Annotated in this window: 27 protein-coding genes and 1 tRNA gene; 7 read left to right on the top strand and 21 right to left on the bottom strand. The window is 61.3% G+C overall.

Annotation, left to right across the window (positions count from 1 at the left end):
- Positions 1–137: 137 nt before the first annotated feature.
- The 4 genes from RCO31_RS00830 (at position 138) to gatB (ending at position 5,026) form a co-directional block, all read left to right on the top strand.
- Positions 138–362, top strand: coding sequence for a hypothetical protein (locus RCO31_RS00830; RefSeq protein ID WP_308966268.1), 225 nt, complete (start codon positions 138–140; stop codon positions 360–362).
- Positions 359–1,849, top strand: coding sequence for an Asp-tRNA(Asn)/Glu-tRNA(Gln) amidotransferase subunit GatA (gene gatA / locus RCO31_RS00825; protein WP_308966267.1), 1,491 nt, complete (start codon positions 359–361; stop codon positions 1,847–1,849). The genes RCO31_RS00830 and gatA overlap by 4 nt, the downstream gene beginning before the upstream one ends.
- A gap of 84 nt (positions 1,850–1,933) precedes the next feature.
- Positions 1,934–3,310 carry a patatin-like phospholipase family protein gene (locus RCO31_RS00820; protein ID WP_308966266.1) on the top strand — a complete coding sequence of 459 codons (1,377 nt, stop codon included), beginning with the start codon at positions 1,934–1,936 and terminating at the stop codon, positions 3,308–3,310.
- A gap of 228 nt (positions 3,311–3,538) precedes the next feature.
- Positions 3,539–5,026, top strand: coding sequence for an Asp-tRNA(Asn)/Glu-tRNA(Gln) amidotransferase subunit GatB (gene gatB / locus RCO31_RS00815; protein WP_308966265.1), 1,488 nt, complete (start codon positions 3,539–3,541; stop codon positions 5,024–5,026).
- A gap of 1,064 nt (positions 5,027–6,090) precedes the next feature.
- Here gatB and RCO31_RS00810 read toward each other — a convergent pair.
- Both RCO31_RS00810 and RCO31_RS00805 read right to left on the bottom strand, forming a co-directional pair.
- Positions 6,091–6,381, bottom strand: a complete 291-nt coding sequence (locus tag RCO31_RS00810; RefSeq protein ID WP_308966264.1) for a hypothetical protein — start codon at positions 6,379–6,381, stop codon at positions 6,091–6,093.
- Positions 6,382–6,495: 114 nt separating this feature from the next.
- Positions 6,496–6,774, bottom strand: coding sequence for a hypothetical protein (locus RCO31_RS00805; RefSeq protein ID WP_308966263.1), 279 nt, complete (start codon positions 6,772–6,774; stop codon positions 6,496–6,498).
- Between the two features lie 286 nt (positions 6,775–7,060).
- Here RCO31_RS00805 and RCO31_RS00800 point away from each other — a divergent pair, with 286 nt between their 5' ends.
- Positions 7,061–7,621: a hypothetical protein gene (locus RCO31_RS00800; RefSeq protein ID WP_308966262.1), complete on the top strand. Its 561-nt coding sequence runs from the start codon at positions 7,061–7,063 to the stop codon at positions 7,619–7,621.
- 150 nt (positions 7,622–7,771) lie between these two features.
- Here RCO31_RS00800 and RCO31_RS00795 read toward each other — a convergent pair whose 3' ends face one another.
- The 3 genes from RCO31_RS00795 to RCO31_RS00785 form a co-directional block, all read right to left on the bottom strand.
- Positions 7,772–8,215: a GNAT family N-acetyltransferase gene (locus RCO31_RS00795; protein WP_308966261.1), complete on the bottom strand. Its 444-nt coding sequence runs from the start codon at positions 8,213–8,215 to the stop codon at positions 7,772–7,774.
- 205 nt (positions 8,216–8,420) lie between these two features.
- Positions 8,421–8,514 (bottom strand) — tRNA-Ser (locus tag RCO31_RS00790).
- A 145-nt stretch (positions 8,515–8,659) separates the two neighbouring features.
- On the bottom strand, positions 8,660–9,316 hold the full coding sequence (locus RCO31_RS00785) for a glutathione S-transferase (protein ID WP_308966260.1): 657 nt from the start codon (positions 9,314–9,316) through the stop codon (positions 8,660–8,662).
- 208 nt (positions 9,317–9,524) lie between these two features.
- On the opposite strand from RCO31_RS00785, the gene RCO31_RS00780 reads away from it, so the two are divergent.
- Positions 9,525–10,235 (top strand): TetR/AcrR family transcriptional regulator, encoded by a 711-nt coding sequence (locus tag RCO31_RS00780; protein WP_308966259.1) that lies wholly within the window; start codon positions 9,525–9,527, stop codon positions 10,233–10,235.
- Here RCO31_RS00780 and RCO31_RS00775 read toward each other — a convergent pair.
- From RCO31_RS00775 to RCO31_RS00765, 3 genes are read right to left on the bottom strand one after another with little or no spacing between them, the layout of a single operon-like run.
- A complete protein-coding gene (locus tag RCO31_RS00775; RefSeq protein WP_308966258.1) occupies positions 10,232–11,482 on the bottom strand; it encodes a cytochrome P450 in 1,251 nt (416 codons plus the stop codon). The genes RCO31_RS00780 and RCO31_RS00775 overlap by 4 nt on opposite strands.
- A 29-nt stretch (positions 11,483–11,511) precedes the next feature.
- Entirely contained in the window at positions 11,512–11,832 is a 321-nt protein-coding gene (locus RCO31_RS00770; protein WP_308966257.1) for a 2Fe-2S iron-sulfur cluster-binding protein, read from the bottom strand.
- A 14-nt stretch (positions 11,833–11,846) separates the two neighbouring features.
- Positions 11,847–13,076, bottom strand: coding sequence for an FAD-dependent oxidoreductase (locus RCO31_RS00765; RefSeq protein WP_308966256.1), 1,230 nt, complete (start codon positions 13,074–13,076; stop codon positions 11,847–11,849).
- Positions 13,077–13,238: 162 nt separating this feature from the next.
- Between RCO31_RS00765 and RCO31_RS00760 the strand changes: the two genes are divergently transcribed.
- The gene (locus tag RCO31_RS00760; protein ID WP_308966255.1) at positions 13,239–14,213 is read left to right on the top strand and encodes a tripartite tricarboxylate transporter substrate binding protein; all 975 of its coding nucleotides are present in this window, start codon (positions 13,239–13,241) and stop codon (positions 14,211–14,213) included.
- A gap of 70 nt (positions 14,214–14,283) precedes the next feature.
- Here RCO31_RS00760 and RCO31_RS00755 read toward each other — a convergent pair whose 3' ends face one another.
- The 13 genes from RCO31_RS00755 to RCO31_RS00695 all read right to left on the bottom strand — a co-directional run bounded on the left by RCO31_RS00755 (position 14,284) and on the right by RCO31_RS00695 (position 26,347).
- Positions 14,284–14,478 (bottom strand): hypothetical protein, encoded by a 195-nt coding sequence (locus RCO31_RS00755; protein WP_308966254.1) that lies wholly within the window; start codon positions 14,476–14,478, stop codon positions 14,284–14,286.
- Between the two features lie 36 nt (positions 14,479–14,514).
- Complete coding sequence (locus RCO31_RS00750) at positions 14,515–14,655, bottom strand: hypothetical protein (protein WP_308966253.1); 141 nt, start codon at positions 14,653–14,655, stop codon at positions 14,515–14,517.
- Positions 14,656–14,949: 294 nt separating this feature from the next.
- A complete protein-coding gene (locus RCO31_RS00745; protein ID WP_308966252.1) occupies positions 14,950–15,888 on the bottom strand; it encodes a helix-turn-helix domain-containing protein in 939 nt (312 codons plus the stop codon).
- 131 nt (positions 15,889–16,019) lie between these two features.
- Positions 16,020–17,519, bottom strand: a complete 1,500-nt coding sequence (locus RCO31_RS00740; RefSeq protein ID WP_308966251.1) for a tripartite tricarboxylate transporter permease — start codon at positions 17,517–17,519, stop codon at positions 16,020–16,022.
- A gap of 15 nt (positions 17,520–17,534) precedes the next feature.
- Positions 17,535–17,993 carry a tripartite tricarboxylate transporter TctB family protein gene (locus tag RCO31_RS00735; protein WP_308966250.1) on the bottom strand — a complete coding sequence of 153 codons (459 nt, stop codon included), beginning with the start codon at positions 17,991–17,993 and terminating at the stop codon, positions 17,535–17,537.
- A 113-nt stretch (positions 17,994–18,106) separates the two neighbouring features.
- Positions 18,107–19,087 (bottom strand): tripartite tricarboxylate transporter substrate binding protein, encoded by a 981-nt coding sequence (locus RCO31_RS00730; protein ID WP_308966249.1) that lies wholly within the window; start codon positions 19,085–19,087, stop codon positions 18,107–18,109.
- 326 nt (positions 19,088–19,413) lie between these two features.
- Positions 19,414–20,391 carry a tripartite tricarboxylate transporter substrate binding protein gene (locus tag RCO31_RS00725; protein ID WP_308966248.1) on the bottom strand — a complete coding sequence of 326 codons (978 nt, stop codon included), beginning with the start codon at positions 20,389–20,391 and terminating at the stop codon, positions 19,414–19,416.
- A 63-nt stretch (positions 20,392–20,454) separates the two neighbouring features.
- Positions 20,455–21,426, bottom strand: coding sequence for a tripartite tricarboxylate transporter substrate binding protein (locus RCO31_RS00720; RefSeq protein WP_308966247.1), 972 nt, complete (start codon positions 21,424–21,426; stop codon positions 20,455–20,457).
- A gap of 157 nt (positions 21,427–21,583) precedes the next feature.
- Positions 21,584–22,558 (bottom strand): tripartite tricarboxylate transporter substrate binding protein, encoded by a 975-nt coding sequence (locus tag RCO31_RS00715; RefSeq protein ID WP_308966246.1) that lies wholly within the window; start codon positions 22,556–22,558, stop codon positions 21,584–21,586.
- 45 nt (positions 22,559–22,603) lie between these two features.
- Positions 22,604–23,572: a tripartite tricarboxylate transporter substrate binding protein gene (locus RCO31_RS00710; RefSeq protein ID WP_308966245.1), complete on the bottom strand. Its 969-nt coding sequence runs from the start codon at positions 23,570–23,572 to the stop codon at positions 22,604–22,606.
- Between the two features lie 202 nt (positions 23,573–23,774).
- Positions 23,775–24,749, bottom strand: coding sequence for a tripartite tricarboxylate transporter substrate binding protein (locus RCO31_RS00705; protein WP_308966244.1), 975 nt, complete (start codon positions 24,747–24,749; stop codon positions 23,775–23,777).
- A gap of 33 nt (positions 24,750–24,782) precedes the next feature.
- Positions 24,783–25,214, bottom strand: a complete 432-nt coding sequence (locus RCO31_RS00700) for an OB-fold domain-containing protein (RefSeq protein ID WP_308966243.1) — start codon at positions 25,212–25,214, stop codon at positions 24,783–24,785.
- Positions 25,211–26,347, bottom strand: coding sequence for a thiolase family protein (locus RCO31_RS00695; protein ID WP_308966242.1), 1,137 nt, complete (start codon positions 26,345–26,347; stop codon positions 25,211–25,213). Before RCO31_RS00695 ends, RCO31_RS00700 begins: the two co-directional genes overlap by 4 nt.
- Position 26,348: the final 1 nt, after the last annotated feature.

Below are 26,348 nucleotides of genomic sequence, written 5' to 3'. Positions count from 1 at the left end.
GCGTACGAACGTCAATCCAAAAAGCGCACTAGCTATATGAAGTTGCTAGTGCCCTCTTGGATCTAACATTCGCAGGCGAGGTTGCCGCAAAGTGGTGCGAACGTTAGAACCGGGTCACTAGGGTTCGGAGAACCGCGATGTGCATGATGTGCCAGGATGAGCGGGCCTACCAGGCCTACATGGCCTATCTCGACGCCAAGGAGAGGGCCGGCGAAATGGCCGATCCCGACAAGGCGATGGACGAGATCTTGAAGCAGCTTGAGAAGGAAGCGGCCGCGGCATGGAATCGCAATCCCTGGGATGACGACAAGACGCTCTCCACTCACACGCCGTTCATCTGCGCCCCGGCCGACGATAAATGACTGATCTGACATTGTTGACGCTGGCGGAGGCCCGCGAGGGTCTCGCCAGTAAATCCTTTAGCTCCCTGGAATTGACCGATGCCCATCTGAAGGCGGTCGAAGACGCGCGCACCCTCAACGCCTTTGTGCTCGAGACGCCAGAGCGAGCGCGGTCAATGGCGCGCGCGGCGGATGCAAAGATCGGCAAGGGCGAGGGGGGACCACTCGCGGGCATTCCGCTCGGCATCAAGGATCTGTTTGCGACCGAAGGCGTGCGGACCACCGCCTGCTCGAACGTCCTCGACGCGTTTGTGCCGCCATATGAGTCCACCGTGACCTCGCAACTCTGGCGCGACGACGCGGTCATGCTCGGCAAACTCAACAACGACGAATTCGCCATGGGGTCCTCGAACGAGACGTCATGCTTCGGCCCGGTGGTCAATCCCTGGCGCCGCGCGGGCTCGAACGGCGCGATCGAAGGTACGCCGCTGGTGCCCGGCGGTTCGTCCGGCGGCTCGGCCGCTGCGGTTGCAGCCAACCTTTGCCTCGGCGCGACCGCGACCGATACGGGCGGGTCGATCCGCCAGCCTGCATCGTTCGCCGGCATCGTCGGCATCAAGCCGACTTACGGCCGTTGCTCGCGCTGGGGCATCGTCGCATTCGCGTCTTCGCTCGATCAGGCGGGGCCGGTTGCGAAGACAGTGCGCGACGCTGCCATCCTGATGCGCTCGATGTCCGGCCACGATCCGAAGGACACGACTTCGGCGAACCTGCCGGTGCCGGATTTCGAAGCGTCGGTCGGAAAGTCCGTGAAGGGCATGAAGATCGGTATTCCGAAGGAATACCGGATGGACGGCATGCCCGACGAAATCGAGAAGCTGTGGGCGCAAGGCGCCGACTGGCTGAAGGCGGCGGGCGCGGAGCTCGTCGATATTTCGCTGCCGCATACGAAATACGCGCTACCGGCCTATTACATCGTTGCGCCGGCGGAAGCCTCGTCCAACCTCGCGCGCTACGATGGCGTGCGCTACGGCCTGCGCGCGCCGGGGCGCAATATCGCGGAGATGTATGAGAATACGCGCGCCGAAGGCTTTGGCGCAGAAGTCCGCCGCCGGGTTATGATCGGCACCTACGTGCTGTCGGCCGGCTACTACGACGCCTATTATCTGCGCGCGCAGAAGGTCCGCACGCTGATCAAGAAGGATTTCGAGGATTGCTTCGCCAAAGGCGTGCACGCGATCCTGACGCCTGCGACCCCGTCGGCGGCCTTCGGCATCGGCGAGAAGGGCAAGGCCGATCCGGTCGAAATGTATCTGAACGACATTTTCACCGTGACGGTGAACATGGCGGGTCTTCCCGGCATTGCCGTGCCTGCCGGCAAGGATGCCCAAGGGCTGCCCCTCGGTCTGCAACTGATCGGCCGTCCGTTCGATGAGGAAACGCTCTTCTCGCTCGGTGAAGTGGTCGAGCAGGCCGCGGGACGCTTTGTCGCCGCAAAGTGGTGGTAACCGCGACATTAATCATGCTTGGGATGCGCCTGCGCTAGGGCGGTTAGCTGTTGGCCTCGGGTGCGCGGGTCGAAGATGTTTTGTATGCGTCGCGTTGTGGGGGTGATGGCGCTGGGCGCCGCGTTGCTGGGCTGCGCGACGGTCCACAACGCGCCGGTCAACCTGCCGCTCACCGGCAGTGCCTCCGAAAACCTCCGCGTCGGGATCGAGGATCCCGCCTATCTCGACGATGTGCTGGTCGGGCTGACATTCTCCGGCGGAGGAACGCGCGCGGCGGCGTTCTCGTTCGGCGTGCTGGAGGAGATGAACCGCATTCCGCTGCGCGGCGCCTCCAGCGCATTGATCGAGCGGATCGACTTCATCTCAGGTGTGTCGGGCGGCGCGGTGACGGCTGCCTATTACGGCCTCAAGAAACGCCAGGCGCTCGCCGACTTTCGCGAACGGTTTCTGCTGCGCAACGCTGAGGAAGACCTTGAGACGACGTTGTCGCTTGGCACGCTCGGACGCGCCCTCGGCGGCGGTGTCAACGACCAGACCGGGTTCACACGATGGCTCGACGCCAATCTGTTCGAAGGCGCGACGTTTGGTCATTTCCGCAATGTCCGCCGCCCGCGCATCTGGATCAACGCCTCCGACATCTACAACCGGACGCCATTCGTCTTCGGCTCCACGGCCTTCAGTGCGATCTGCAGCGATCTCTCGGCCTATCCGTTGTCGAGTGCAGTCGCTGCCTCCGCCGCCGTGCCCATCGCCTTCGCGCCGGTGGTGGTGAAAGCCTATCCCGGCACCTGCACCGATCCATTGCCGGCATGGATCCTGCGTTCGCGTGACGCCCGCAACAAATCGCCGATGCTGACGTCGTTCGCGAAGGCGATCAGCGGTTACCGCGAAGGCGCCGTGCCGTATATCAAGCTGCTGGACGGAGGTCTGGTCGACAATTACGGGCTTGCCGGCTTTACGATCGCGCGGGAATCGGCGGAGACGCCTTATGGCCCGCTGACGCCGTCGCAGGCCGTGAAGCTCAGGCGGGCGATGTTTCTGATCGTCGACGCCAAGGCGGGGCTTGCGGGCAACTGGGTCAACACCGTCGAAGGACCGAGCGGCGTCGAGCTGATCAAGGCGGCGATCGACACCACCATGGATGCGAGTCTCGGCGCAAGCTACACCGCCTTCGACCGTACGATGAGTGAGTGGCAGGCGGCGATGGTGCAGTGGCGGTGCGGCCTGTCGGCTGCCGATCGCGCGCGCTACGGCGCGCCGCCCGGCTGGAACTGCCGCGATCTGAAATTCTTCATCGGCCGTCTTGGTTTCGACCAGCTCGATCCGGCGCGGGCCGCTCAGCTCGAAGCCATCCCGACGCGCTTCCGACTGCCGCCGGAGCAGGTGGACGCGGCGATTGCCGCCGGTCGCGACGCGCTGCGTGCGAGCCCGGTGCTGCGCGGCTTCATCGCCGGTCTCTAGGGGATCGATCTCCGGACGCGGGCTCCGTTTCCGAAGTTCGCATCACTTTGCAGCAGGCTCTCATGCCATCTTCGGAAACATAAAAAGCACCAGCAACTTTATGATTCTAGTGCGATTTTGGAAGTGAATTCGCTGCGATGAGATTGACCGTGAGGTTGGCAGGGATTTCAAATTCACCGCACTGGCCGGGGGTTTTCTCGGACAGAGCGAGCGGGTAGAAGCGCCATCATGAACGCATCCGCCAAAAAGCCATCGAAACTGCTCCGCGGCGCCACAGGGGACTGGGAGGTCGTGATCGGCATGGAAATCCATGCGCAGGTCACCTCGAACGCCAAGCTGTTCTCGGGCGCCGCCACCGCCTTCGGCGGCGAGCCCAACAGTCAGGTGTCGCTGGTGGATGCGGCGATGCCCGGCATGCTGCCGGTGATCAATGTCGAGTGCGTGCGGCAGGCAGTGCGCACCGGGCTCGGGCTGAACGCGAAGATCAACTTGAAATCGGTGTTCGACCGCAAGAACTACTTCTATCCGGATCTGCCGCAGGGCTACCAGATCAGTCAGTACAAGTCGCCGATCGTGGGCGAGGGTGAGGTGACGGTCGATCTGGAGGAGGGCGAGAGCATCGTCGTCGGCATTGAGCGGCTGCATCTGGAACAGGATGCGGGCAAGTTGCTGCATGATCAGCACCCGTCGATGTCGTTGGTCGACCTCAATCGTTCAGGCATCGCGCTGATGGAGATCGTGTCCAAGCCGGACATCCGCTCCTCGGAACAGGCAAAAGCCTTCGTAGCCAAGCTGCGCTCAATCCTGCGCTATCTGGGTACCTGCGACGGTGACATGGAGAAGGGCAACCTGCGAGCCGACGTGAACGTGTCGGTGCGCAAGCCCGGCGAGCCGCTCGGCACCCGCTGTGAGATCAAGAACGTCAATTCGATCCGCTTCATTGGCCAGGCGATCGACTATGAGGCGCGGCGGCAGATCGACGTCATCGAGGATGGCGGCGCGATCGAACAGGAGACGAGGCTTTTTGACCCGAACAGGGGTGAGACGCGGTCGATGCGTTCGAAGGAAGAGGCGCACGACTACCGCTACTTCCCCGATCCGGACCTGTTGCCGCTTCAGTTCTCGCAAGCCTTTGTCGACGACCTGAAAGCGCACTTGCCGGAGTTGCCTGACGAAAGGAAAGCTCGATTCATCAATGACTTTGCGCTTTCGCCGTATGACGCCGGCGTTCTGGTTGCCGAGCGCGAGAGCGCGGAGTTCTTCGAGGCTGTGCTCGATGCGCTGAAAGATCGTGCGCGCGACGGCAAGCTGGCGGCGAACTGGGTCATCAACGAGTTGTTCGGGCGCCTCAACAAGGAAGCCAAAAGCATCTCCGCCTCGCCGGTTTCCGCAAAGCAGCTCGCTGTGATCATCAACCTGATCGGTCAGGCGACGATCTCGGGAAAAATCGCCAAGGATTTGTTCGAGATTGTCTGGACTGAAGGCGGAGACCCGGAGGCGCTGGTCGAAGCGCGCGGGATGAAGCAGGTGACGGATCTCGGTGCAATCGAGAAGGTGGTCGACGAGATCGTCGCCGCAAATCCGGACAAGGTGGCGCAAGCGAAGGCAAAGCCGGCGATGATCGGCTGGTTCGTCGGTCAGGTGATGAAAGCCTCCGGCGGCAAGGTGAACCCGCAGGCCGTCAACGACCTTCTGAAGATCAAGCTCGGCCTTTGAATCAAGCTTAGCCTTTGGATTTGAACGCACGTTCGCGCGGTCGGGGATGGTTAATCTGCGCCGTGCGTGTAGGCGCACACCGGCGCGAAGCATCGTTTCCATCGTCGTAGTTGCGACTCACATGCGAATCGAAGACGCCTCGATTCGCCGTCGACGGGCGCTTCAGCGGGCGCTTTGGCGCCGCTTCACAGTTTTCCTCGAAAATTTTTTCGTTGCCGGTTTCTTGCGACTCGGCATTCGCAAAACGCGATTTGCGATGCCAACGCTTGTTCGATTCGATAAATCGAAATCACGCGCGCATGTTTTGTTGCAATCAAGAAGTGCCTGTGCCGCAGGCGTTTCTTGCATGCTTGACACGTCAGCACTTGAGTTTCTCGCGCGCTCGTCGCCGCAGAGACTCACCTGCACGCGCGCATCGCATTGATCGCGTTGCGTAAGTTCTGAGCCTCCGCCATCAACACTTCCTTAAGAGGCACAGTGGTTTTTTTATTTCGTTAGTGTATTCGAATTGTAGTGCATCTCGAATCGCGGGGTGCACGAACACTGACGAGCCATCTCACACTTTTAGGAGGGCAACATGGCTAAGAAGGCAAAGAAGGCGAAGAAGACGGCGAAGAAGGTAGCTAAGAAGAAGAAGTCGAAGAAGAAGTAACGCCGTACTTCTAGGAATTGCCGGCGGCTTGCCGCCGGCACCGTCACTGGATCCTTCGTCGGTTTCGCGTCCGCGAACAGGTCGTAAGGATCAGGTTGACGAAAGAGGGTGTCGGCGAGACATCAGGTCAGGCGGCCGGATCGCACTTTTCGAAGAGTTCACTCGGCGAGAGCCGACCCGGCAGGAAAAGGTTTCTTTCCGTTTGCGGAAACTCTTCCGCGACTTCACCACCGAACTCCGGCTGAGTGAGACCTGGACCCTGACGTGTTCGCCGACGCCCTCGAGTGCTAGAGGGCGCCATGCCATCGCACTCGATCTGCTTACTTCTGAAAAGTATCTATTCAAACCCGATGCCGTGGCGAGAATGCCGCCACGGAACGGTGGCGATTTGCTGTGCAGATGCCGAAGCGGGTCAGCTCTTCATGCACTCGCTGCGAAACTTGTTCCAGGCCTCGAGGCCCTTCACGCCCTTGGTCTCTTTCTCTTCCTTCCACTTCGCGCCGCATTCCTTCATCTTGAGCTGCTGCGCGGTGAGGGGACGCTTGGCCTTGGCTTCCGGTTTCGTATCATTCGCGCTTTCCGGCTTTGCCGCGACGCGCGCGTCGGCTTTCGGCGCGTCCTGCGCGATCGCTACGTGGGGTAGCCCGATCACTGCCGTCGCCAGCAAACCCGAAACCAGAAATCCGAGAACGTTCTTCGCCATAATTGCCTCTCCCTCATTTCCAAAAAAAAGCCGGCGTCTCGCGCGGCGGGGCGAATAAAGCATGAGAACAAAAAGGGAACAAGAAGAATCTTTAGCGATCGACCTTCCGCGCGTCTATTCGGCGGCTTTTTTGAACTCGAATGAAGGCTCGAGCGAACGAAGATAGTCGCGACCCGCAGGCAAGATCCGCCAGACCCCTCTTGCCGGACGGTCGACCAGGCCGCCACTGAAAATGTCGCACGGATGGTGGGTGGGGATGGACCGACGCAGCCTGGCCTCCCATTCATCTGCGCCGGTGACGAGAATGGAGAGAGAGCGGGTGACTGATGCCACCGAAGCCTGACCATCCTCTGACACTGCCAGGATCTTCAACACCGCAAGCTGCCAACTCAACGCCACGCAACTCCTAGCCTTTTCTTCCTCAAACGGCTTTGCGGCGCATAAAGCACTTGCTGCAGAGTCGCGCTAACGTCGACGGCGCTTTATCCACATCGTGGTACCGCAACGCAGGGTGCGTCATGATCATGGCGTGTGGTGCCGGCCATCATTGCGGCGATGATCGCAGGCGACGCGATGTGTGACTGCAAGCGCGGAGGTCGGATGCTCTGCGCCCCGATCAAGCCATGGTTTGCTGGCATCACACCATCTGCATGAAGGGTGGGCAGAAACGGATTTCCGGATGCGGCGCATCTTCGTCCGCCAGAGAACGACGCAGCAGGATCTCGTAAGACTGTTCGGCGAGCGCAAGCCGAAGGCCCGCAAGCCGCTGACGGACCTGCAGGCGTTCGGCGTCATCATGTCTTTCTTTGTTTGTCTGTCCGCGATCGGATTTGCCACGTTCGCAGTTCTGGCCTGGCTCGCATGGGAGCGGCACGAGTTCGGTCCGAATGATCTGCGCTATCTCGTGTTCGTGCGCGGCAGTCTGGTCGAACGCATCGGCGCCATCGATGCCGAACCCGGCACTCTGGTGTACGAGGGGCAGGGACGCGACGGCACCGCGCCAGGATTTGTCCACGCACACTATACGTCACGGGTCGAGGCGAATGCCTTGCTGACGCGCATTGCGGAGCGGTGTCGGTCGCTTGGCCTGCAGGTAAAGGTGCAGGATCGGACCTCCTCCGACGGCACCCGCTACGCCAGTTGCGGGCGCACGCCGAATGACGAGTTTGACGTCGGCATCGGCGTTCGTGCCGGCAGCCTGACGGAAGTGACGATGGGCCAGGATGTGGACGACGGCTGATGGTGTCCGTCAGATCAGGCCTGTGGGCCTATCCGGACAAAGGGACTGGCGGGGCTGAGAACGTCGAAGCGGAGAACTACGCCTAGGCTAATGGCCCTCCCGAATAGAGCTACGGGCCGAACGTCAATGCAGGGTAGGGGCGTATGTAGATCAGTAGGTTTTCATGGCCAGATGAGGGATACCTGCATCCAAGAATTGCGGGCCAAAGGTGACGAACCCCAGCTTCTCATAGAGCCCGAGTTTATCGACCTGAGCCGTAAGGTAGAAGCGATTAACGCCGAGTGCTTTGCAATACTCCATCGCGAAGATCATCATACGCCGCGCGATGCCCAATTCACGACGTTCACGGCGAACTACGACGCGGCCGATCTTGGCGTGCTCTGGCCTGAAGACCACCCGTAACGTCCCCACAATTTCTCCTTCGTAAATGGCCACGAAGTGCGTTGCGGTCGCATCGTCCTCGTCGATCTCCTCCTCTACGGGTACGCCCTGCTCCAGGACGAAGACTTCATGCCTAAGCGCCAGGGCCTCCCTGCCAAGCGTTGAAGAGGCAGGAACCCGAACCACGTTGGTTTCTGACGGTGCTTCTGACATCGAACCTCTATTGCCGCTTCCGCTGGCATTGAATGGATGGCCGGTGCCACGCGACACAGCACGCGCTGACGGCTCCAACGTCCGCCCTCGTCGCACTGAACAAGGTCTGTGGCCCCAACTGCAGAATCGGCGATTTGCTACGCGGCTTGGCGCTAAGCGGTAATCGGCGGCAATATCGGACTATGGAGAGAAATCGGGCAGTTTGTGGCGGAGACGGAGGGATTCGAACCCTCGATAGGGCTTTACAACCCTATAACGGTTTAGCAAACCGCCGCCTTCAGCCACTCGGCCACGTCTCCGTCGAGTGTCGGGTATGCCCGACGCAGAGACGGCTAGCAAGCCCATGATTTGCAAGTTCCGGCGGGGGTCCAGCTGGCACCGCAACGCCGACGGCCGCCCGGCGGGAAACTGCCGCTGATACCGATCTGACCAACGCGGACAGCTCTAAAAATCGAGGCGGCCGTAGAGATCGCTGAATGGGATCATGACGTGCTCGCGATAGGCCTCTCGATCCTGAAGCCGCCGATACCAAGCTTCCACATTCGGCACCGTTGGGCGGTCAATTTCCAGCTCGAAGTATCGATAGAGGGAGGTACCGGTCGGAATATCCGCAAGGGTCAATTGATCGCCGCATACGAAGGTGCGCCCTTCTAGCCAGCGGTCCAGAAGCTGGAAGTATTGAGCACAGCGGGCAATGCCCTGGTTGATCGTCGGCCAATCGCGCCGATCTTCGGGCGTCCGGTAGAAGCCCCAGAAGACCTCAGTCAGAAAGGCTGGCTGCAAGGAGGTTTGCGACCAATCCATCCATCGATCCGCCTGCGAGCGCTCGCCGGGATCGTTCGGCCAGAATTGCTCTCCGCCAAATCGCGCCGCGAGATAGCGAAGGATGGCGTGAGATTCCCAGACTATCGTTCCTGCATCATCGATCACAGGAACGCGCCCATGCGGATTCATGGCCAGAAATTGCGGATCATTGAGCTGGCCGAAGCTGCCACCGGCAGGAATGTGCTCATGAGCGAGGTTCAATTCGCCGACAAGCCACATGACTTTCTGGACATTGAGAGAATTGCGGCGGCCCCAGATTGTCAGCGTCACAACCATTCCTCTGGTGATTTGGAGAGCGCAAATTTCGCACACGAGCCCATGGCAATCCATCGCTCCTGGCTGGGCACAACGAATTGTGCTGCAACCCTTGGGTGAATCCGGCTATGTCACGACCAGCGTCTCAGGTGCGACCGGGTCAGGCGCGGGTAGGCGCGGTGCCAGGGAAGGTTGCGACGTGTTTGCGTCTTCCGGTGGCGTTCTTTAGATGAACATCAGCGTTTCCGACGAACAGCCGTGGGTCATGTCGCAGCTCGAAGAACGATTTTTGGCCAAGCCGCCCGAGGGCCGGCGCGAGCAGACGAAAGCGCGCAATCGCGCCGCGATCCTTGCTGCCGCCAAGGCCGTCTTTGCCGAGAAAGGATATGAAGCGGCGACGGTCCGCGACATCATACGGTCGACGGACCTCGCCTCCGGCACCTTCTACAACTATTTCAACTCGAAGGAAGAAATCGCCGCAGCGATCGCCACCGACGCGGCCATGCGCTTGCGGCCGATCCTGCAGGAGCAGCGCGAGAAATACCGCGATCTCGAAAGCTATCTTGACGGCATCATGAATGCGTATTTCAGGTTTCTGATCGACGAATATGCCTTCAAGGGAACGGGACGTCGCCGCTTCATGCGTCCTCCGACCACCCAGGTCGCGACGCCTGCGCAGCGGGCCGTGTTCGAGGAAATTCAGCTCGCCGTCACACAGAAGCTCGGGGCCGAGCTCGCAAGCGATGCCGACGTCGAGTACATCACTGCGTCGGTCACGGGCATCGCCCGAAACGTCGGCTTGCAGATGCTTTACCGCAAACCGCAGGATCCCGACCACGCTGCACGGTTTGCCGTCGGTCTGATTCTACGCGGGCTGGCGGGGCTCGTGGCCCGCCACCCTGGCAGCAACGCTTCCTCGCGTCAGGACGACGATTCCTAGCCCGGAATCCGGACAGGAAGCTCGGAAATGCCGTGGACGAACGCGGAGTAGATGCGCTGCGGCGGTCCCATGACCTCGATCCGCTCAAAGCGCTTCAGGATCTCCTCCCAGAGAATCCGCAGTTGCAGCTCGGCGAGACGATTACCGACACAGCGGTGCAGTCCGAAGCCGAACGACAGGTGCTGCCGCGGCCGCTTGCGGTCGATGATGAAGGTGTCTGGGTTTTCGATCGCATCAGCGTCGCGGTTGCCGGAGATGTACCACATCACCACCTTGTCGCCCTTGCGGATGGTCTTGCCGTTCAGCTCGGCATCCTGCACGGCGGTGCGCCGCATGTGCGACAGAGGCGTGTGGTAGCGGATGATTTCAGGCACCATGGTGTCGACCAGGGCAGGGTTCTCGCGAAGCTTCGCGAACTCGGCCGGGTTCTGGTGCAGGAACCAAAGTCCCGCGCTCATCGAATTGCGCGTCGTGTCGTTGCCGCCGACGATCAACAGGGTCAGCGTGCCGAGAAATTCCTTCGGCGACAGGTTCCGCGTCGCCGGCCCGTGGGCCAACATCGAAACAAGGTCGGACCCCGGCGCCGCGTTGGCGCGTTCTTCCCAGAGGCGCGTAAAATATTGCAGGCACTCCTGCAGGACTTCCGTGCGCTTTTCCTCCGAATTGATCGGCCCGCCGGCATTCACGTCCGCTGTGGCGACATCCGACCAGTAGGTGAGCTTGCGCCGGTCCTCGAACGGAAAATCGAAAAGCGTCGCGAGCATTCGCGTGGTCAACTCGATCGAGACGAGGTCTACCCAGTTGAATGTCTCGTTGCGGGGTAGGCTATCGAGCACGCTGCAGGTCCGCTCGCGGATGATCTGCTCAAGCTTCGCGAGGTTTCCAGGAGCAACGATCGGCTGGACGACCTTGCGATGTTCGTCGTGTTTCGGGGGGTCCATGGAGATGAAGCTCGGCCGCCGAAATTCCACCGGCCGGTCGACGATGGAAATTCCTCCAAGCGCCGACTCCGACGAGTATGTCGTATGGCTCGTCTCCACCGTCATGATGTCCTTGTACTTCGTCACTGACCAGTAAGGTCCGAACCGGCTCTCCTTACAGTAGTGAACCGGATCCTCCTGGCGCAGCCGCGCGAAATACGGCATCCACACATCGTCCTGGAACAGCTTCGGGTTGCCTGGATCGAACTGGTCAAGCGGTAGCGTCCGGGCGAGCGTTTCGTGGTCAATGTTGGCGGCAACGTTCATGACGTGGCTCCTTGTTCTCGGGCTGGCTTTTAGTGCTGGGCTTCCGGAAGCCTCACGACGAGACCGTTCAACGTCTCGTCGAGGAGAATTTGGCAGGACAGGCGTGAGTTCGGCTGCAGCGTTGCGGCGAAACCCAGAAGCCGCGTTTCCTCCTCGCTCGGGGCGCCGGTGCGGGGAAGCCACTCATCATCGACAAACACGTGGCAGGTCGCGCAGGCACACTCTCCGCCGCAATCGGCATCGATGCCCGGCACATTGTTGTCGACCGCGTTGCGCATCAGCGACTTGCCGACCTCGCCATCGATCTCGTGTTCCGTTCCATCGTGTTCGATCAGTTTGATCTTTGGCATGCGTCCTGTGATCCCTAAATGGCGACATCGCGAATTGCGACCGCCATATTGCTGAGCTTCTCGCGCGAAACGGGCCGTTGCTGCGCGATCAGCGTCTTTCCCATCATGAATTCCGGGGCGGCATTGACGGCTTCGACAGCGCGCACGACGTCGCCCTCGCCAAGGTGGAAAACGGCGAAGCGGGCGCTTTCCACCTCGCCGCGCACGATCGTTTCGGTCGTCCCATGGCGGAGGCCGGCGATCTGAATTCTCAAATCGAACTGGTCGGACCAGAACCATGGAACTTCCGGCTTCGGCGCCGGGCGTCCGCAGATGGTCGATGCCGCCTGGCGCGCCTGCTCAAGCGCGCTCGGCACGCTCTCCAGCCGCGCGCGAATGCCGAGTTGGGGCAGGGGGCGATTGGTGCAGTCGCCTATGGCAAAGATAGCATCGTGGCTCGTCCGGGCGCAGTCATCGACGATGACGCCACTTTCGCAACGGATGCCGGCTTCGCGCAGGATTGCGTCATTCGGGCGTGCGCCGATCCCCACCACCACGGCATCGGCGTTGAGCTGCGCTCCGTTCGACAGACGAACGCCGGTCACGCGCCCTTCATCGCTGGCGAAGGAGTCGACGGTGCAGCCCAGCTCGAGGCGGACCTGGTTGCGGCGGAAAAAACCCTCGACGAACGCGGCCAGCGTCCTGCTTGCGACACGGGACAACAGATGTGGTTCACGCTCCACGATCGTGACGCTCATCCCGAGCGACCGCGCAGTCGCGGCAACTTCAAGGCCAACGAAGCCACCGCCGATCACCACGAGGTTGCTACCGGCGCGCATGGCGAGCCGGATCTTCTCGGCGTCCGCGATCGTTCGCAGCAACAACACCCCGGTGAGACCCTCAGTCCCAGGCATCGCCAGGGGATGCGCCCCGGTGGCGGCAATCAGGTGCGAATATTGAAGGCTCGCGCCGCAACCAAGTCTGACCGTCTGTTGGCCGGGATCGACCGCCACGGCGGCCACGTTTGGGCGAATGGCGATGGCGTGATCTGAATAGAACTTGGCTGGTCGGAGCAGCAGGTCTTTCTCCGAGATCTCACCGTTGAGCCAGGCCTTGGACAGGGGCGGGCGCTGATAAGGCAGCGCGGATTCCGCGCACACCAGTGTGATCGGATCTTTCCAGCCGAATTGCCGCAGGAAGGCCACGGCGGCGCCGCCGGCGTGACCGCCACCCATGACCACGATGTGAGAGGCGCCTGCGTTCATCGGCCATGACTCCTGCATCGATAATGCGTAAGTTGACGCCGGCGTCAAGTTTCTTGTCCCGGCGCGGCGTATGCGCGCCGCGCATCTCTGCTGCGGAGCGGGAAGCCTGAGGCGATAATGAAGAACACACACCTTTCAGAATGGTGGAAACCGGAGTGGAGAATGACGTTCAAGCGAACAATTGCTGCCGTGGCGGTGCTGCTCGGAATCGCAACGGCGACGGCAACCGCGCAGGATTTTCCGACCCGCCCGGTCACATGGGTGGTGGGGTTTGCACCCGGGGGTATCAGTGACCAGGGCGCGCGTATGGTTGCCAAGACGCTTGGCGAAAAGCTGGGCCAACCGGTGATTGTCGAGAACAAGCCGGGCGCCGGCGGGATCGTTGCCGCGGAGTATGTCGCGGCGGCAAAGCCAGATGGATATACGCTGCTCTACGCCGCGAACGGTGTCATGGCCGCCAATGTGTCGCTGTATAAGAAACTCTCCTACGATCCTTTGACGTCCTTCACCTTGATCCATGGGATGGGGTCGTCGCCGCTGGTGCTGGTGGTACCTGCAAGTTCACCATTCAAGTCGCTGGAGGAGTTGGTCGCGTTCGCCAAGAAGAACGCGGGTAAGCTGACCTATGCGTCCGTCGGCAACGGCACCGCGGCGCACCTCACGGCCGAACTGATGTCAAAGCACGCCGGCATCAACATGGTTCACGTGCCGTATCGGGGATCGGCACCGGGCATGACCGATCTGCTCGCCGGCCGCGTCGACCTGATGTTCGACTATTCGATCGTGGTGAAGCCGCAGATCGATGGCGGAAAGCTGCGCGCGCTTGCGCAGACCGGAGCGAAGCGGATGGTCAGCCACGCCGATGTTCCGACATTCGGTGAGCTCGGATATCCCGATGTGCAGTTCGCCGCGTGGGCGACGCTCGTCGGTCCGGCGGGCATGCCGCAGCCGGTCGTAGACAAGCTGGCGACAGCCTTCAACGCGACGCTGAAGGATCCTGCGATCGTCAAGTATCACGAGGAGCAGGGCGTCGCCCTGATGCCGGACGTCGATGCGCCCAAGCTCAAGCCGTTCATTGTCAGCGAAACCGCGAAATTCAAGGATCTGATCGAACGAACCGGAGCCACGGCAGAGTGAAGGGCAAGTTGGTTCGGCAAACAAAAAGGCCGCCCGCGGGCGGCCTTTTAACGGCGCATGTATCGAACGCTCAGCGGACGACAGAAGTGCCCGAATGCGTGACCATCACCGGCTTATCAGCCTTAATGACGCGCACGGTTTGGGTGTAGTCGCCAGAGGCGCGGGCGGTGATGCCGAGAGCTGCGACCGAAATGGCTGCGACCGCCGCGACGATCACGATCTTGAGGTGCGTGCTGCGGTCGGCGCTGTACATCGAGTGGTTCATCGGAGCCTCCTGCGGCCTCTTGAGAGATCCGGCCAATCAGTTCGGCTGGGCGATCTTGGCGTTGTTGAAGGCGAACATGCCGGTGTTCGGCACGCAGGTGGATGACGATCCGGCCATCGAGACGCCAGAGAGAACCAGGGTGAAGGCGAGGACCAGGCTGAGGCTCAGAGCGCGCATTTTCGATCTCCATCCACGTTGCTTTGCTTGCGACTGTCCGCCGCGTCGTTGGATGGTGTTCTAGGGCCTCACGGCTGCAGGAGTTTTGCGTGAGGGCGGAAAACGGTTTCGTCGGAGAGGAGAATTGTTTCGTGAGGAGCGAGGCGAAGAAACAATTCGCGCGCGTGACAGTGCGGGTGCCTCATCGGGCGCTTCCGATGCTAAATTGGTTGAACGAAAATATTTAGCAATATCAGTTAGATGCCATGAAATGTTAATGTTGCTGCGTTACTGCAGGTCGAGGGCAGGGAGGGGTTACCGCGCGCGGGCGAGCGTCTGCGACGGAGTTTCACCGAACTGGGCAGTGTAGAACTGCGCGAATTCGCCAAGGTGCCAGAAGCCGTTGGCGAGCGCGCAGGCGCTGACCTTGTGCGCGCCAGCCAGAAGCTGCCGCCGCACCGACCACAGCCGCTTCATCCGCAGATAGCGATGCAGACTCATGCCGCGAAATTGGCGCATGGCGTTGTGCATGGTGCGAACGGACACGCCGATCTCGCTCGCAAGGGCCGCGCTGTAGATCGGCCCGCCGAATCGATCGACGAGCGCATTCTCGATCTTCTGCACGATGTCGAAGTAGCGCCGCGACGTTCCGATCTTGTATTGCTCGAACGGCAAGGGATCGGCGAGTGCGCTGTCGATTGCAGCCAGTATGGTCTCCTTCACACCCTCCAGCGCGCCGGCCGCTGCGGCGTCCGCAGGTGCGTCCGAGGCAAACTTGAAGGCGGCGCAGATGATGTCGCGAATGCGCTGTTCGGCCTCTGCGCTGATCGCGCAGGCGAGGAAGACCTTGTCCCTTGATGGCCAGCCGCGGCCGCGGATTTCAGGATTGAAGATCGCCGCTGCGGTGAAGCTACCCTGGCTTTCGAGAAATTTGTAACCGGCGCCGCCGTAGCCGAGCGACATCGCAGGGCGATCTTTCTCCAGGCCATTGAAGCGGAGCGGGACGTTATCCGCCATCGTGACGCCGACATACGTGCATCCATCCGCCAGCGAAGCGTCGAGCAGGCGCGGGAACGTGCGGAGCAGATAGAGCTCGCAGCCGGGCAGCAACAGGATCGCCTGTTCGGCAGAGCCCGTCCGGCACATCGGGGTGAATTGCACATCGACGAGGCGAAAGGCCTGACGAAACTCGTCAAGATCGGTGTAGCCGAACCTCTTCAAGGCCGATGAGGGCTTGAGCGACGAGATGTGCATCCCGATGGGTATTCCGAGTCACGTCAGCTACTCGAAAATAGCGGATACGGGGCTCAAACGCGAGCGGCAAACCGGCGATTTGCGCCGGTTTGCCGTCCAGGCTCGACAAAGCTTTGCCGCTTGACCGACCGCTACTCCTTCAGGGCTTCCTGGCGGGTCGATCGTATCTGCGGCAAGGTGATCAGGATCACCGCGATGACGGCGATGCCCAGCAGCGTCGCCGAAAGCGGCGAGGTGACGAACACGGAGACGTCGCCGCGCGAAAGTAGCATCGCCCGGCGGAAGTTCTCCTCGATCTGCGGACCGAGCACCAGGCCGAGCAACATCGGCGCAGGCGGGAGCTGCAGCTTGATCAAGAGATAGCCGAAGATGCAGAACAGTGCCGCTTCGTATACTTCGAAGGTGTCGTTCTTCAGCGAATAGACGCCAATGCAACAGAACACCATGATCGCGGGATAGAGGTAGCGGTAGGGGATGGTCAGGAGCTTCACCCAGAGCCCGACCAGCGGCAGGTTCAGGATGACCAGCATCAGGTTGCCGACCCACATCGAGGCGATCAGACCCCAGAACAATTCCGGGTTCTTGGTCATCACCTGCGGGCCTGGCTGGATGTTGTGGATCGTCATCGCGCCGACCATCAGCGCCATCACCACGTTCGAGGGCAGACCAAGCGTCAGCAGCGGGATGAACGACGTCTGCGCGCCGGCATTGTTTGCGGACTCGGGTCCCGCAACGCCTTCGATCGCGCCCTTGCCGAATTCCTCAGGGTGCTTCGAGAGCTTCTTTTCCACCGTATAGGCTGCGAACGCCGACAGCACCGAGCCGCCGCCGGGAAGCACGCCGAGGCAGGTGCCGAGGGTCGTGCCGCGCATGATCGCGGGGATCATGCGTTTGAAATCCTCGCGCGTGGGGAACATGTTGGTGATCTTCTGCGTCATCACCGTTCGTTCCTCGTGCGGCTCGAGGTTCTTGACGATCTCGGCGAAGCCGAAGATGCCCATCGCCAGCGGCACGAAATCGAGGCCGTCGAACAACTGCGGAATATCGAAGGCGAAGCGCTGGGTCCCGGTGTTGACGTCGGTGCCCGTCAAGCTCAGCAGCGTGCCGAACAAGATCATGGCGACACCCTCGATGAACGGGCCGTTCGACAGCACCGTCGCGAGCAACAGGCCGAGGATCATCAGCGAAAAGTACTCTTTCGGGCCGAACTGCAGCGCGACCGATGCGAGCGGTGCGGCAAGTGCCGCGATCGCAAGCGTAGCCACGCATCCGGCGAAGAACGAACCGATTGCTGCAGTCGAGAGCGCGACGCCGGCCCGGCCTTTCCGGGCCATCTGATATCCGTCGATGGTGGTGACGACGGAGGATGATTCGCCTGGCAGGTTGACGACGATGGCGGTTGTCGATCCGCCATACTGCGCGCCGTAGTAGATGCCGGCCAGCATGATCAACGCTGCGTCAGGCGACAGCGCGTAGGTGATCGGCAGCAGCATGGCGATCGTCGTCAGCGGGCCGAGACCCGGCAGCACGCCGATCAGTGTCCCAAGCAGACAGCCAACGAACGCGTAGGCGAGGTTGGTGAGTTTCAGAGCCGTGCCGAAGCCGGTGGCGAGATTGGTGAAAAGGTCCATAGCGATCGCTCCCGTCTACCGGAACCAGACTGGCCAAACGGGAAACTGCAGATTGATCCCGTAGATGAAGACAGCGACGCAGAAGATCACCAGCACCACCGTGTTGACGAGGGCGCCGGGCCAGGTGAACTCGGGGCTCGCGAGGCTCGCGACGATGACCAGCGCGGCGAGCGCGAACACGAGGCCGAACGTCGGTAGCAGCACTGCAAACAGCGCCACCGAACCGGCGATCCAGAGCAGGCCTTTGACATCCCACTTTTCCAGCTTCTCGATCTTCGCCTTCGGCGCGACCGCGCTGAGCAGGATCCCGACCGCGATGAGCGCAAGTCCGATACTGACCATTCGCGGGAAGAAGCCGGGTCCCATGCGCGCGGGCGTGCCTGTCACATAATTGAATGACATCACGAAGTAGAAGATGGAAACGATCAGAAAAAGCACGCCCGCTGCAAAGGCGCGCTGGTTGCGGATCAGCATTTGTGACCACCCCTCGAACTCACCGCCGGACTCCGCTTGGACGGAGCGCAACGATACCCTAGACCATCCCCGGCTTACGTGCCCGCGCACGCCGGGGCGATTTCTTTTTCACGTCAGAACGCTTTTGCGCCCGACGCCTCGATCAGCTTCTTCCACTTCACCATTTCCTTGTCGATGAAGGGATCGAACTTGTCCTTCGTCCAGCCGACGAGACGAACCTGACCGTTGTCTGCGAAGTACTTGGCGACGGCCGGATCTTCAAGTGCCTTGCCGAATTCTGCCCCGAGCTTGGCGACGACATCCGGCGGCGTGTCCTTGGCGACGAAGATGCCCGACCAGGAACTGATTTCTCCGTCCGGATAACCGGATTCGGCAATCGTCGGCACATTGGGCAAAACGTCGAGACGTTGAGGCGTCAGCGTGGCCAGCGGCCGGAGCTTATCGGCGGCTGCCAGCGGGATGATGGTGACGGGATAATCGAAGATGACGTCTGCGACGCCCGCGATCACGTCAGTAAGAGCTGGTGCCGAGCCCTTGTAGGGCACATGCGTCAGCTTGGTGCCGGTGACTTGCTGGAACAATTCGCCCGCAAGATGCGTGGTCGTCCCGGCACCGGCCGATGCGAAGTTGACCTTTTCCGGGTTCTTCTTCGCGTAAGCGATGAACTCGGCGACGGTCTTGTAAGGCTTCTCCGGATTGGCGACGAGCACAGGTGGTGACACCGCCATGCCGTGCACCGCGACCAGATCCTTGCGGGTGTCGAACGACAGATTCTTGTAGAGGACGGGGTTGGTCGCGATCGTACCTGCCGTTCCGTACACCATGGTGTAACCGTCCGGTTTCGACTTCGCGACAAATTCGGTGCCAACAACGCCGCCGGCGCCTGGGCGGTTTTCGACCAGCACCGGCTGACGGATCCTTTCGCTCAGCGCTTTCGCAATGATGCGCGCGCCGCTATCGGTGATCCCGCCAGGCGTGAACGGCACAATCCAGGTGATCGGCCTGCTGGGATAGGTATCCGCAACGGCGCTGGTTCCTGCAAGGGCAAGGCAGGTCGCCGCGGCAAACGCCGCCAGGGTCGAGCAAAACTTCATCAACGTCCTCCGGTTGCCGCGTTGATCGCGGCCTATGTCGCCCGTCGCAGTAAGAGCCCTTTTCGCGGGGCGAAATTCGCCGCACGCTAAAGGCCATTGAGGGGATGGGCAAGGCCTCAATCGCGTTTCGATATGCGAATAGTTTTGGTCCGAATATTGGAACACGCAGGGGAGCAAGACAGGGCCAGTCCTGCGCGGATCGACGGTTGGAATCGTTTCCATTTCATCGATGAGGTGGAAGGTCAATCGCTCTGCCTCAAGTTGACGGAGAGTTGCTGTGGCAGCCGGCCGTGTGTGGCGCGTTCGGCGGGCCGCCATGCAACATGTTAATCGAGACTTACGCCGGCCTTTTCCACCAGCTTTCTGAATTTCTCGGTTTCGCTGATGTAGAAGGCCTTGAGCTTGTCAGGTCCCATGTGGCCAAGATTGCCGAAGTCGTTTTCCTCATTGTACTTGATCACGGCCGGATCGCGGCTCGTTTCGGCGAAAGCGGCCGACATCTTGTTGACGATCTCCGGCGGCGTGCCGATCGGCATTGCGATCGACGACCATGCCGTAAGCACGACATCGAGGCCGCGTTCCTTGAATGTCGGCACGTTCGGGAAGCTCTTCAACCGATCCTCGCGCGAAATGCCGAGCGGGATGATCTTGCCCGTCTCGATGTGCGGCCGCATCACCACGGTGTAGTCGAAGATCGCATCGATTGTGCCCGACAGGAGGTCGGCATAGAGGTTGGCGGATGCCTTGTAAGGCACGTGCACCATGCTGGTGCCGGTCGCTATCTGGAACATTTCACCGATCAGGTGAGGTGCCGTGCCGGCGCCGGCCGAGCCGTAATTCACCTTGCCAGGGTTTTTCTTCAGATAGTCGATGAACTCCTCGACTGTCTTGTAGGGACGCGATGCGTTGACGACCAGCAGCAGCGACGAGTCGCCCATGCCGTTCACCGGCACGAACGATTTCAGCGGCGTGAACGACAGCTTCTTGTAGAGCGAGACGAATGTCGCCATCGGGCCGGATGAGGCGTACAGCATCGTGTAGCCGTCGGGCTTCGACTGGGCGACGTATTCGGCGCCGACGATGCCGCCGGCGCCAGGCTTGTTTTCGACGATCACGGCCTGACCGATCTTCTCAGACAGGACCTTTGCGACGAAGCGGGCCGAGTTGTCGGTCACCCCGCCGGCGCCGAACGGCACCACCCAGGTGATCGGCCGGTTCGGATAGTCCTGCTGCTGAGCCTGCGCGCCCACGGCCGTGAATGCCACGGCGAGCAGCGCAGCGCCGAGCTTGATCATCGTTCTCATTCTGAGGTTCCTCCCAGCCGCTTTGCTTGCGGCCGTCACTGAAATTTGTTGAATTTTGTTCTGTTATTCCGCGGTCGCTCCGGATTTTTCGACCAGCATTTTGAACTTGGCGTTCTCGTCGACAATGAATTTCGTCAACTTTTCGCCCGTCAGCGGCGGCATGACCGCCGAACCGTTGCCTTCGAAGTAGGCGACGACGTCCGGCTTCTTCAACGCTTCGCCGAAGGCCTTCGCGAGCTTGTCGACGACAGGCTGCGGCGTGCCGGCTGCTGCGACGAGCGTCGACCATCCCGCCAGCACCGCGCCAGGATAGCCGGACTCTTTCAACGTCGGCACGTTCGGCAGCACCTTCATCCGCTGATCGCTGGTGACCGCCAGGGTGCGCAGCTTGCCGGATTCGATGTGCGGCTTGACCACGACCGCATAGTCGAAGGCGACATCAAGCACACCCGCCAGGAGGTCGACTATCTCCGGCGATGAACCCTTGTAAGGGATGTGTGCCAGTTTGATATCGGCTTCCTTCTGCAACAGTTCGCCGACCAGGTGGGTGGCGGTGCCGGCGCCGGCGGAGCCGAAGTTGATCTTGCCGGGGTTCTTCTTTGCGAACGCCACGAATTCAGCCACGGTCTTGTACGGGGTGTTGGCGTTAACGACCATGATGAGCGGTGACTCGGACATGGTGTGGATGAGCGAGAACGACTTCACCGGATCGTACGAGATCTTCTTGTAGAGGTAAGGGTTGGTCGCCATCGGTCCGGAGGAGCCGTACAGCACCGTGTAGCCGTCAGGCTTCGACTGTGCCACGTATTCGGTACCAACGATGCCGCCGGCGCCACCCCTGTTCTCGACGATCACCGGCTGGCCAAGCGTTTCGGAGAAGGCCTTGGCAACGACGCGGGCGCCGGTGTCGGTCACACCGCCCGGCGTGAAGGGAATAACCCAGGTGACCGCGCGGCTCGGAAAGTCCTCGGCGGACGCTGCGGATATGACGAGCGTGGAGAGCAAGGCGCCGGCCAGCGTCTTCTTGAAATTCATTGCAAAAGTCCTGTTTCTTTCATTTTGGTAACGTTTCCAGCGGCGCTACGAAATGCGCCGCCGGTCGGGTTTTACGATGTGGGGCGGGGCCGCGGCAATCGTCCGCGCGGCCGAAATCTGCGCGTCGAGATGTCGCCTCAGGGCATTGCTGGCGGCTTTACTCCGCCGTTGCGCCTGACTTCTCGATCAGCAGCTTAAATTTGTTGCCTTCACTGATGTAGAACTCCCGGGCCTTGTCCTTGACGCGCTTGTCAAGGATCGTCGAGCCGGCATCGTTGTAGAATTTCTGCACGCCCGGATCGGCCATCGTCTCCACCATGACGTTTGCGATCTTGTCGACCACCGGCGCCGGCGTGCCGGCAGGCGCGGCGAGGCTCGACCATGATGCCATCACGACTTCGGGAAATTCGAGTTCGCCCAGTGTCGGAACGTCGGGCAGCGAGGTCAGGCGCTTTTCTGCGGCGACGCCGATCGGAATCATCTTGCCGGCGTCGATATGTCCCTTGTTCGGAGCATAGTTGTCGAACGCAACGTCGATGCGGCCGGCCATCAGGTCGAGCACCGCCGGCGCCGAACCCTTGTAGGGGACGTGCACCATCTTGCTGCCGATGGCGATCGACAGCATTTCGCCGCCCAGATGCTGCGTGCTGCCAATGCCAACCGACGAGAAGGTGAGCTTCTCAGGATTCTTGCGCGCGTAATCGACGAATTCCTTGAAGGTTTTGTACGGCTTGCCGGGAGGAATGAGGAGCACCAGCGGGGAGACCGCGACCGCGGCGATCGGCACGAAGTTTTTCACCGGATCGTAGGAGAGGTTCTTGTGCAGCTTCGGCAAGATACCCATCGGCCCGGACGAGCCGTAGAAAATCGTGTAGCCGTCCGGTTTGGCGTTCATGACCATTTCCGCGCCGATGATGCCGCCGGCTCCGGGCCGATTATCGATGACGATCTGCTGCCCGATCTTGTCGCCGAAGACCTTTGCCAGCACGCGCGCTGCAGTGTCGGCCTGGCCCGCCGGCGTGAACGGCACCACCCAGGTGATCGGCCTGTTCGGATAATCCTGCTGGGCCGAGGCGGTCGTTGCCAAGCCGAACGCCGCCAATGCGGTGAGCAGAACCTGAGCGATCTTCATTGAAAGTTCTCCCTGCGGTCTTTTCGGTCGGCTTGGTTGCCGTGCTCACTCAGGTTCGACACCTGCGCGCGTGATCAGGTCTTTGTATTTGACGTTCTCCGCGTCGATGAAACTGCGCAGCTTCTCGCCGGCATACCCCTGCAGGATGCCAGCGCCCTGATCGTGGAAGTATTTCCGGATCGTGGGGTCATCGAGCGTTGAGCTATAGGCTTTCGCAAGCTTGTCGACGATCGGCTGCGGCGTGCCGGCCGGAACGGAGATGATCGCCCAACCGGTGAAGACTGCATCGGAGAATCCCTGTTCGACGAAGGTCGGAATCTCCGGCAGCAGCGGCATCCGCTGGTCGCTGGTGATGCCGATTGCGCGGATCTTGCCGGCATCCAGCAATGGCTTCAGCACCACCGGATATTCCCACACGACTTGGATGACGCCGGCGAGGAGATCGGTCATTGCCGGCGACGAGCCTTTGTAAGGGACTTGCGTCATCTTGAAGCCGCCGGTCCTCATCAGCAGCTCGGAGACGAGATGGTTTGAGGAGCCCGGTCCGGTCGAATAGTAGTTGATGCTTTCGGGCTTCTGCTTGGCGTAGGCGATCAGCTCCCGGAAGGTCTTGTAGGGGGCATTGGCGTTCACGACCGCGATCATCGGCGAGAAGGCCATGCCGTGCACTGGCGTGAACGCGGTGAAGGGATCGAATGACAGCTTCTTGTAGCGATAAGCAAAGGCGCCGACCGGGCCGCTCGATGTGTACATGAACGTGTAGCCGTCGGGCTTTGCCTGTGCGACGTATTCTGCGCCGACGATGCCGCCCGCGCCGGGCTTGTTCTCGACGATCACCGGTTGAGCGATCTTCTCGGAGAGCACCTTGGCGATCATGCGCGCGCCGTTGTCCGTCACGCCGCCTGGCGTAAACGGCACCACATAGGTGAGGGGACGCGAGGGATAGTCCTGGGCGAAGGCGCCGGTGGCGAGCACGGCGGCAACGAACACGGCGCACGACGTCGTCAGTCTCATCTCGATCCTCCCTTGAATGATTTTGCATTTTTTTATGAGACTAACGTGCTTACGGCGTTCGGCAAGCGGGCGCGCGGCGGCGTAACATCAATTTCGCGGCGCAATACAAAAAAAGGCCCGCGCTTGGCGCGGGCCTCAAAGGCAAACCGTGTCGCACTGGTTCGGACACCCGTTCCGAATGCGACGCGAGGGGCATCGGGCGCTACTGCGGCACGATGCCGAGCCGCTTGGTCTCCTCGGCCTTCTGCTTGATCTCGACGTCGAGATTCTTCAGGAACGAATCCATCGTGCCTTTGTAGGGCGACAAACCGATCGTTTTCAGGTGTCCTTTCATTGCCGCGGACGCCATCACCTCGGCCGACACCTTTCGGAGCTTCTCGACGATTTCCTTCGGCGTCTCCGAGCGGACGAACAACGCGTACCAGCCCTGCTCGACGACGCCATTATAGCCGAGCTCCTTGAACGTCGGGACGTCGGGAAGAAATTCGCCACGCTCTTCGGCGCCGATTGCCAGCAGCCGGACCTTGTCCGAGTTGAGGTAGGTCGTCGCGAAGGTCTGCGTCGCGAAATAGCCCTGCACGTCATTGCTCATGAGCGCCGTCAGCGTCGGCGTACCGCCGCGGAAGGCGATGTCCTGCCATTGGAAGTTGGCAGAGCGCGCGAACCGGTCGGCCAGCACGTGCGAAGGCGAACCCTGGCCGAGCATGCCGTAGTTCATCTTCGACGGGTTTTTCTTGGCGTATTCGACGAACTCCTTGGCGTTTGTGACCGGCAGTGCTTTCGGAATCAACAGGACGTAGTACTGGTCGCCGAGCATCGTCACCGGCGTGAAGTCCTTCATCGTGTAGCCTGGCTCCTTGAGTGCCAGCATCGTTGAGATCATGGTGCCCGAGCCGAACAGCAGGGTGTAGCCATCGGCCGGCGCATTCCGCGCGGTCTGCGTTCCTATCGCTGTACCCGCGCCGCCACGGTTCTCGACGACGATCGGCTGGCCGATCACTTTGCTCGCTTCGTCGGCGAACGCGCGCGAGATCGCGTCGGTCGATGCGCCCGGCGTGTAGGGCACGATCAGCCGGATTGCCCGGTTGGGATAATTGTCCTGTGCCTGCGCGCCAAACGCCGCAAGGGCCAGAGCGACCGCGGGCAGCGACCGTCTAACCAGCGAAAAGATCTTCATGATGTTGTCCTCAGGTCCTTAAATCGCAGGCCGTCAGGCCGGCTTGAAGCGTGCAATGCCGTGCCCTTGTTCCTCGGCGGGTACAAAGGTGAGCGGCTGGTCGATAACAAGTTTTTCGGCGTCGTCGATGACGATGTTGGTGATCATGCGCGGGCCTTCGGCAAGTTCTACAACCGCCACGTTGTAGGGCAGGCGCTCCTCGAATGCCGGGTGAAACGCCCGGTGGAAGACTACCCAGCTGATCAGCTTGGCTTTGCCGGAGGCCTCATGCCATGCCCAGTCTGCCTCGAGGCACCTCGGGCACTCGCCGCGCGCCGGCAGCCAGTTGTTGTTGCATTTGCGGCAGTGCTGGAAGGTCAGCTTGCCCTTGGCGAGCGCATCCCAATACTGCTTCGAGACCTCGTTGATATCCGGATCGGGAAGCGTGGCTTTCGGCTTGGTTGCGGTCTGTACGGTTGCGTTCATTGGCCCAAAATCAGCGATGCATGGGTGTGCATCACTCCTCCCTGATTGCTGATGATGCAATGCTTGGCGTTCTTGACTTGCAATGTGGCTTCTCCGCGCATCTGCCGCACGCCCTCGTGGATGAGCTGCATGCCGGGCATGCCGGTCTCCGACAACAGTCCGCCGGACGTATTCACCGGCAGTTCGCCGCCGATCTCGATATTGCCGCCCTTCACGAAGTCGCCGATCTGGCCCCTCTTGGCAAACCCGTAGTCCTCGAGCGTCATGAGGACGGTGATGGTGAAGCAGTCATAGATCTGCGCCACGTCGATGTCCTTTCGGCTGAGTCCGGCCATCTTGAAGGCCGTTTCGGCGGCGATCTTCGCCTGCGTCGAGGTCATATCCGGTCGCTGCGCCACCTCCCACGAGGTCTGGCCGTGGCCGAAGCCGAGGATCGGCACCGGCTTTTTCACGCCCATCTTCTTCGCACGCTCAGCGCTCATGACCACGACTGCGCCGGCGCCGTCCGAGACCAGCGCGCAATCGTCGCGACAGAACGGCGCCACCATCGGCGGCAGCGCCATGTATTCGTCGAGCGTGAGGGCTTTGCGCAGTTGCGCATTCGGGTTCTGCGCACCATGCCGGCGTGAGGCTACCGCGACCGCGCCGAGGTCCTCCCGCCTGGTGCCGAGTTCACCCATGTGCCTGCGCGCGATCATCGCGTAGGAGGAAAGGGTCGCGAACCAGCCGTAGAGCGCATCGTCGCCGCGCGGGCGACTGTAGCTCGCCGCCGATCCGGTCTTTGGATTGTCGGCAAAGCAGATCACCGCGATCTCGCATTGGCCGGCCTCGATCGCCATCGCCGCATACGAGATCATCATGATGTTGGAGGCGCCGCCCTGATCCCACACGCCGCCGATCCGCGGCTGCAGGCCGGTCGCTTCGGCGATCTTCTGGCCGTACATCAGTTCGAATTTCGACGTGGGGCACTTCACCCACAGCGCGTCCACGGCGTCCTTCTCGACGCCGGCGTCCTGCAACGCCTTGCGGATCGCCTCGACGTTCATCGAGATCGTGCTGCGGCCGGGCAGGGCGCCGAATTTCGTCGCGCCGATGCCGGCGATGACGGATTTGCCGCTGAGATTGGTCGTCATC

The organism is Bradyrhizobium sp. LHD-71, assembly GCF_031157255.1.
GTDB lineage: Bacteria > Pseudomonadota > Alphaproteobacteria > Rhizobiales > Xanthobacteraceae > P52-10.
This window is presented reverse-complemented; position numbering and strand designations above follow the sequence as displayed.